Source organism: Acinetobacter sp. ANC 4779 (genome assembly GCF_004331055.1).
GTDB lineage: Bacteria > Pseudomonadota > Gammaproteobacteria > Pseudomonadales > Moraxellaceae > Acinetobacter.
In genome coordinates this window covers 1-7513 of sequence record NZ_SJNU01000023.1, presented here as the reverse complement: position 1 = coordinate 7513, position 7513 = coordinate 1, and the positions used below count along the sequence as shown (strand labels likewise).

Genomic DNA, 7513 nt, shown 5'->3' with positions numbered 1-7513 from the left:
CCGCCACTAAAATTTCAGTGAGACGTTCCGTATTGATATTGGTGAAGATACCTTTGACACTTTGGGTGATTTCTTTTGGAATATTTGAATCTGCCATATTGCCCCCTAGAAAAATGAATCAAACATATTAAACAAAGCACTGGCGGGAGCGCGTGGCGGATGCAGATACATCACTTCACCTGCATGGGGCGGGGTACGGTTTTCAATCCGAATTCTCGGCGGTCGTTCCAAACTTTCATGCATGACTTTAATTTGTGAAGTCCATAACCGTCCGGTACTTTCACTATAAAATAGGGGAAGTGCAGAAACAGGCACATTCATCCGGTCAAAACGTAACTGTTGATGGCTGGTATTATGAAATTCAATTGGGGTTACAGCACGAAAAGCACGTGGTTTTAACTGATGCAATTCAGTCCGGCCATCAACCGCAGTGGCATAGCAAATTTCCCCAGTGCGATGATTCGGTCCAAACCAAGTGTCTTTGGGCAAAATCACAGGAATATCAAACAGCGGATCTTTTTGTCCTTCTACAAAACCGGCAATCCATAACGGTGTACTGATATACAGCGTCCCGCGTTGTCCCGCAGGAATATAAATGGGATCAACCGGTTTGATTACCACGGAACGATTGGCCAATCGCGGCATAAGCTGTAACTTATTTTGCGTTGACTTGAACATATAGCGTTCTACTTGCACGGGTTGTGGAAAACCAAAATTGGGATCTTCAATTTGATGCCACTTTTGTTCATAGTCATACTGAAACTGAGGACGGTGAAATTCCATTCGCCATTCTTGTAGTCCTCGGGTCAGACGAAACAACAGTGAACCAAACTGCCATGCTTTAGGCTGATTCAATTCAAAAGTGTGTTCACCCCACCATTTTAAATTGGGGTGCTCGGGTTCGATCAATTCATTGATTTTAGACAACGACACATTTCCTTTCTTGCTTAATCAGTAAAAACAGACTTCACGCTGTCTTATGCTTAGAGTACACTCAAATCAATTTATTCATCATTATAAACTTTGATGCAAATACTTAAACAATTACAAATACCCTATAGTTTTGCCAAGCGTCATGGCGTATTGCTTCGATACGAAGGCGATCAGGCATTTATTGTGCGCCGTGAAAATACGCCATCCTCGGCTATACAAGAAGCACGTCGCTATTTAGGTCATGTTGCACAACATCAATTATGTAGCGAACAAGAGTTTCATCAATTGCTCAGTTCAAGCTTTGCCGGAGATACCGGTGAATCGCAACAGGTTGCCGCAGGTCTGGAAGATCATCCCGATTTACTCAGTCTGGCAGATTCGGTGCCTGAAGCTGAAGACCTGATGGATCAGGAAGATGACGCACCCATTGTTCGTTTGATCAATGCATTATTGTCGGAAGCGATCCGCGTCGGTGCATCGGATATTCATATTGAATCTTTTGAGAAAAAATTATCCGTGCGTTTACGGGTCGATGGTCAGCTGCGAGAAATTGTCCAGCCGCGTCGTGAATTGGCACCACTTTTGGTGTCACGTATTAAAGTCATGGCAAAACTGGATATTGCCGAAAAACGCGTGCCGCAAGATGGCCGTATGTCTTTAAGACTGGCTGGACGTGAAGTGGATGTCCGTGTATCGACTTTGCCATCGTCGCATGGTGAACGCGTGGTGATGCGTTTACTGGACAAGCAGGCCGGGCGTTTGAATATGACCCATTTGGGCCTGATGCAGCCAGATTATGAACGTTTAACTCATCTGGTACATCGTCCGCATGGCATTATTTTGGTGACCGGGCCTACCGGTTCAGGTAAAACCACAACTTTGTATGCGGCATTGTCAGACCTGAATGATGGCTCAAAAAACATTTTGACTGCCGAAGATCCGATCGAGTATCAACTTGAAGGCATTGGACAAACCCAAGTCAATACCAAAGTGGATATGACCTTTGCACGGGCTTTAAAAGCGATGTTGCGCCAAGATCCTGATGTGGTCATGGTCGGTGAGATTCGTGATCTGGAAACCGCGGAAATTGCAGTACAAGCTTCCTTAACCGGTCATTTGGTTTTATCTACACTACATACCAATACTGCCATTGGTGCGGTCACGCGGTTAAAAGATATGGGCATTGAACCATTTCTGCTGGCGAGTTCTCTAATTGGGGTCATTGCGCAGCGTCTGGTGCGGACTCTATGTCCACGTTGTGCAACCTGGCATGAAGCGGATGCTTTTGAAACCGAAATTTTCCGTCATTTAGACGTTGGTAATGAACTGAAGTTGCCGCAACCGAAAGGCTGCGACCACTGCTCGCATACCGGGTTTATGGGGCGTACGGCCATTTATGAAATTGTTCCTGTCGATGATCAAATGCGTCGTCTGATACATGGTCATGTTGCGGAATATGAAATTGAAGCTTATGCACGTAAACAGTCTGGCTCGATTCGCGATGATGGTTTACGTAAAGTAATAGCAGGTAAAACCACTTTAGAAGAAGTACTTCGTGTCACCAATGAAGCAGCCGATTAACGCGAGATATTTTTGCCTTTCATTTTTTTGATAAATTGCCGAACTTAGCAAAGCTCGGCAATTTTTTTATCAGTTGTGCGCGAAATGGAGCAGCTGGATTACCTGCATTGCGCCGGGTTTCATTGTCATAAAATTTCTGCCAGCTTTGAACTATTTCTAAAGCCACCTGTTGGATTGTTAGTTTCTCGACCTCTTTTTTAGTCCTGTAATTCAGACGCACGTCTGCAGCATCAGACCCAGTTCGCCAGCCAATAATCCCTTGATCAAATTCAGGCAATTTCATGTTGTTGGGGGTAGACGGAATTTCTAAACCTTGAATGTTTGGCTTGACCAGAGATTGGAGCTGAGATTGAATTTTTTCAGAAATATTCATCTCTGCAAAAGATAGCAATTGAGATGGAAAAGAACAGGGAGCTAATCAGAAGGTATTTAAACATCAATAAAGTTAGTTCATTTAAATAAAAATTATTATGTATTTCAAGTCTGGGTTTTTATATTTTTTAAATTATGAAATTGATGAATACATCCTATCCTAAAAGGATCAGTTCGATTTTAGGATAGGATCAGATTTTGCTTAAGTAATCACATTGCGGGTTACATCAATATTGCCACGTGTTGCGTTGGAATAAGGACAGACAATATGCGCAGCATCGACCAGCTTTTGTGCTTCTGCCTGATCCATGCCTTCTAAATGAATATTCAAGGTCACTTCAATGCCAAAACCAGTCGGAATAGGGCCAATACCCACTTCACCTTCAATATAGGCGTCTTTGCTGATATTGAGTTTATCGCGGTTGGCCACAAATTTCATCGCACCGAGAAAACAGGCTGAATAACCTGCTGCAAAAAGCTGTTCAGGATTGGTGCCACCGCCCGGTCCGCCCATTTCTTTAGGCACGGCCAACTGAACATCCAAAATTCCATCGGATGATGTTGCACGTCCATCACGTCCACCGGTTGCTTTCGCCTTTGCTGTATAGACCGCTTTTTCTAAAGCCATTTTTATAATCCCTGTAAATTTGATATGAGCTGTTATCGTGTGGGATTTTGATGGAAGAATAAGCAGTGATTTTGTAATTTTTATAAAGCGAAAATTTCGATTTTAACACTGAGTTGAATTAGAAATTGACAATTTTACGGTGCTGCATTAGAGGCATTGATGTTCGCACAGTCTCTTGTTCAACCCGATCAAAAGGCACTGTAATTAAGCTCGCACCTTCACTCTGGATGATGTCTAAAATTTGACCGCGACTATTGCTTGCACCTGCATGACCCCACGTTTGACGTTTTGTTCCATGCCAACCTTGTTGGGCGGCGCCCAAGACATAGCATTGGCTATCCATTGCACGTGCCTGAAGGAGTAATTGCCAATGCATTTGACCGGTAGTGTAGGTGAATGCCGCAGGTGCTGTCAGGATATGGGCATCTTGATTACGTAAAGTGAGTGCGAGCTCAGGAAAACGCAAGTCATAGCACACCATTAAACCAATATTGCCGAAAGGTGTTTTGGCAACAACCACATCTGTACCGGGTTCAAAGAATCTGGATTCCTGATAACCACCGACAGCATCACCGACTTGCACATCAAACAAATGAATCTTGTCATAACGCGCTTCAGTACGTTCTGGGCTAATACATAAACTGACTGTACGGACACGACCATCGGTAATAACAGAACCATCTGGACGGAACGGACATGGGAGCGTGCCCGCCACAATCCAGATTTGATATTGATGCGCAAGTTTTTCCAGACGCTGTTGAAGGGCTTCAAACTGCGTAGCAGTTTCGCGTTGTTTTCCCCCTGCAAAACAGACAAAGTTTTCAGGGAAAACAATCAGCTCTGCGCCATCGGCTTTACTTTGTTGTATCAATGACTCGATCAAGATGAAATTGGCTTCAATATCATCTTGGGAATTCATTTGTACAACAGAGAGTAAAGTCATGAGGAGGCTCTAAAAATAATTTTTATACGTTTTGTTGAGACACTTTTTCAATAGTGTCTTGTTCTTTTTGTAGTTGCTTAACCAAGGGCTCAAACATGTTTTGGTTATTTTCATTCAACTTCATCAATGTCTTATGTGCCTCTAAAACAGTGGTTAACATGGCATTATGGGTAATATGTCCTTCTATTAATTCGCGGGTACATAGTTTTGGATCACCGCAGTAATTTAAGATCACAAAAACCTGACCCAAGCCCATACTATTGGCTAAGGTAGTAATATCCGGATTGGTAGATAGCATGACTGCCTGAATTTGGTGAATTTGCTTCAGCTTTAAACCAAGCTTGGCAAGTATGCCTAAAACAGTACTGTCAATGAATGTGGTTTGGGTTAAATCTACGATTGCCCCAACGACATTTGATTGCTGTTCAATTTTACTCAGGAGTTTGTCTAGACTGATACAAGATTGGGCACGCACTTCGCCAATAAGCTTAAAAATATGCGTTCCATTCAAGCTTGCATATTCAACATGACCTGTTGACATATAAATGCCATTTGAAGAGAAGGATTGTAAAATTATCACATAGGGCCACTATAGACTCAAGTGCTCTAGGGTCGTATATGGCTTAGTTTAAAGTTAACGTATTGATTATATGATTAATTCATTCGGCGTAAACTTAGGATCGCAATATCATCTGCAACGTGTTCCGGTGCTTGGTAGGAGTGATTCTGCAAATCGAAGACTAATTTTTCAAATTGTTCATTCAGTCCGCCATTATAAGGTTCGAGTGCACCATCTGAACAAATAATAAACCGGGCATGACGATTCAACACACATTCAAACTCTTCAACCTCAAGATCCTCGGTAAGTCCCAAAGGAAAGCTGCTGGTATTTAAAATCTGTGGTGGTTGGTTCGGTTCAAAGATAATTGCAGGAGGATAATGTCCGGCACTGGACCAACGTAGCTGATGCGTTTCTAAATTTAAAACCCCGGCGATCATTGTAATATGTTTTTCAATATTTTCTTGAACTAGCATTCCGTTGAGCTTTTTAATCAACTCGCGCGGTGTTTTAGAGCGACCATGAAAAGCCGCCATCCAGGAAGTTAATAAACTGCTGGCAACGCCATGCCCAGAAACATCAGCCAGATAAAACATGATTTCTTTATCGCTGATTTTCCAGTAATCGTACCAATCACCTGACAGATATGCAGAAGGTTGAAACAAGGTTTCAACTTTATAATTCATCAGTTCAATCGGATTGGGAAGTAGGCACTGTTGTAAATATGCAGCTGAGGGTAGGTCACGACTATCTTGATTACGTTTGTATTGTGCATCAATTTTGAGTAATGAGGCTTCGGGGTCGCTTGGCAATTTATTCCAGATCCAACCCGCTAAAGCACCCAGCTCCCAAGCTTGGGCTAAAGCGGTGCCTTCATTTTCAAAAGCCAGCACAATGGTAGGTAGTGACCACTGATGCGTCAGATAGTCTTGTACATCCGCAATGGCTAAAATTGTGGGATCATACAAATCAATATCTTCTATGTGAATCATTTGTACACTTGGAAGCGTACTTAGAACCTGATCTAAATAAGGAATATTGCGAGTCGGTTGAATGAAATACATAAAGAAATTGTATGATCCTTAAAGTGATAACGTATAGCTCTACTATAACAAGCTAATGATCAGCAAAGAAAGACGCTCTAGTGATCATATTTTTAATCAATGAAAAAGACTTAAGTGGTGGTGTTTATCTCATCGTTTTGCATTTCATCCGTCGTTTAGTTTTGATTATCTTCTGGCATTTCATCTTCAGTACCCTCTGAATCATCTTCAATAAACAGACTTTCGGATTCTAGACCTTTTTTTTCTGCAATGGCGAAATTTTTACGCTGCAAGTAAATATCACGAATAGCGGCATATTTATCGCCTTGTAAAACATCTTCTATATCCAAAAGTTGTGAGCGGGCATCAATACCACGTAAAGATTGCTCTGCCCAATAAAGACCATCATGATCTTCTAAAATATATTTCTGTGGACGTGCCTGACCATCTACTACTATACCCACCGTATCTCGAAATGTACTGGGACCAAAGATGGGTAATACGACATAAGGCCCTGAAGGAATACCATAATAACCTAAGGTAGTTCCGAAATTTTCTTCTTCCGCAGTTAGTCCAAGACGTCGAGCTGGATCTGCAAAGCCTAAAGTAGTAATGGTGTTAATGGTAAATCGTCCTAAAGATTCCGCAGCACGAAGAGGACGGCCTTGAATCAGCTGATTGACTACATTCCAAGGTTCACCTAAATTTTTGCGAAACTGGCGATACGAGCCTCGAACGTCAGTGGGTACTTTATTCTTGTATTGAACGGCTAAAGGACGAGCTACATGACGATCCAGAATATCATTAAAAGTAAAAATCTGTCTATTTAAGGGTTGTAATGGATCTTTTTGACTGTCAGGTTGGGTTGCATTTGCATTTACTTTTAAATCGTTTGCTGTGACATTTTTTAATTCTTTTAATGCTTCAAGCCGCGGATGTTGAGCTGTTTGAGTTTTTTCAGTAGAAGATATTTTTAGCTTATCTGTTGTTGAAGATTCAGAAGTATCCATCGAATCATTTGCAAATACAGGGGAAATCAATCCTAAGGATAGAAGGCTAGCCCAAACATAATCAAAGTGACGCATAAAAAATCCTAGAGCTCTATAGTAAGCTAGTGCTTAAAGCTGAAAATACCTAATAAAGTATATTAACAGTTCTTTGAAAGAGAGTATTAAAACAAATTTGATCAAAATATGTAGTAAAGAAGATAAAATGATTAAAAAACATCCTGATGATCAGGGAAGGTGAAAAAAGGGGTTGCGTGAGGATTTTTTTCGCCTATAATGCGTATCCATCGGCGGTGATGTTGATTAAAACTTGTTGAGAAACAAGGATTTAGCCTAAAGGGTTTAAATCTGGAAGTCTTGAAGAAGTTTGGAAATAATCAATAAAACCTGTTGACTATTCTTGAGAAGAGAGTAGTATAGCCGACCTAGCTTGCTGGTGACGAATCA

At 41.6% G+C, this 7513-nt stretch carries 8 protein-coding genes and 1 pseudogene; 1 reads left to right on the top strand and 8 read right to left on the bottom strand.

The features are described from left to right. Window positions 1-97, bottom strand: a pseudogene (locus tag E0H80_RS16520) (mechanosensitive ion channel family protein); the annotation flags it as partial. An 8-nt stretch (window positions 98-105) separates the two neighbouring features. Further along, entirely contained in the window at window positions 106-918 is an 813-nt protein-coding gene (locus E0H80_RS16515) for a hypothetical protein (protein ID WP_416224602.1), read from the bottom strand. A gap of 108 nt (window positions 919-1026) precedes the next feature. On the opposite strand from E0H80_RS16515, the gene gspE reads away from it, so the two are divergent. Then, window positions 1027-2514 (top strand): type II secretion system ATPase GspE, encoded by a 1488-nt coding sequence (gene gspE, locus E0H80_RS16510; protein ID WP_131367548.1) that lies wholly within the window; start codon window positions 1027-1029, stop codon window positions 2512-2514. A gap of 19 nt (window positions 2515-2533) precedes the next feature. Here gspE and E0H80_RS16505 read toward each other — a convergent pair whose 3' ends face one another. From E0H80_RS16505 to E0H80_RS16480, 6 genes are all read right to left on the bottom strand, one after another. Then, entirely contained in the window at window positions 2534-2887 is a 354-nt protein-coding gene (locus E0H80_RS16505; RefSeq protein ID WP_131367546.1) for a DUF4951 domain-containing protein, read from the bottom strand. 201 nt (window positions 2888-3088) lie between these two features. After that, window positions 3089-3514: an organic hydroperoxide resistance protein gene (locus E0H80_RS16500; protein ID WP_131367543.1), complete on the bottom strand. Its 426-nt coding sequence runs from the start codon at window positions 3512-3514 to the stop codon at window positions 3089-3091. Between the two features lie 118 nt (window positions 3515-3632). Further along, window positions 3633-4457 carry a carbon-nitrogen hydrolase family protein gene (locus E0H80_RS16495; RefSeq protein ID WP_131367541.1) on the bottom strand — a complete coding sequence of 275 codons (825 nt, stop codon included), beginning with the start codon at window positions 4455-4457 and terminating at the stop codon, window positions 3633-3635. Between the two features lie 22 nt (window positions 4458-4479). Further along, a complete protein-coding gene (gigB, locus tag E0H80_RS16490; RefSeq protein ID WP_131367539.1) occupies window positions 4480-4998 on the bottom strand; it encodes an anti-anti-sigma factor GigB in 519 nt (172 codons plus the stop codon). Window positions 4999-5111: 113 nt separating this feature from the next. Continuing rightward, entirely contained in the window at window positions 5112-6080 is a 969-nt protein-coding gene (gene gigA, locus E0H80_RS16485; RefSeq protein WP_131367538.1) for an RsbU family protein phosphatase GigA, read from the bottom strand. Window positions 6081-6235: 155 nt separating this feature from the next. Beyond that, window positions 6236-7144, bottom strand: coding sequence for a VacJ family lipoprotein (locus E0H80_RS16480; RefSeq protein ID WP_131367536.1), 909 nt, complete (start codon window positions 7142-7144; stop codon window positions 6236-6238). Window positions 7145-7513: the final 369 nt, after the last annotated feature.

Excerpts from the sequence above, each read along its gene's own strand:
- gspE (WP_131367548.1), top strand. The coding sequence starts at position 1,027 with ATGCAAATACTTAAACAATTACAAATACCCTATAGTTTTGCCAAGCGT.
- E0H80_RS16505 (WP_131367546.1), bottom strand. The coding sequence starts at position 2,887 with ATGAATATTTCTGAAAAAATTCAATCTCAGCTCCAATCTCTGGTCAAG.
- E0H80_RS16500 (WP_131367543.1), bottom strand. The coding sequence starts at position 3,514 with ATGGCTTTAGAAAAAGCGGTCTATACAGCAAAGGCGAAAGCAACCGGT.
- E0H80_RS16495 (WP_131367541.1), bottom strand. The coding sequence starts at position 4,457 with ATGACTTTACTCTCTGTTGTACAAATGAATTCCCAAGATGATATTGAA.
- gigB (WP_131367539.1), bottom strand. The coding sequence starts at position 4,998 with ATGTCAACAGGTCATGTTGAATATGCAAGCTTGAATGGAACGCATATT.
- gigA (WP_131367538.1), bottom strand. The coding sequence starts at position 6,080 with ATGTATTTCATTCAACCGACTCGCAATATTCCTTATTTAGATCAGGTT.
- E0H80_RS16480 (WP_131367536.1), bottom strand. The coding sequence starts at position 7,144 with ATGCGTCACTTTGATTATGTTTGGGCTAGCCTTCTATCCTTAGGATTG.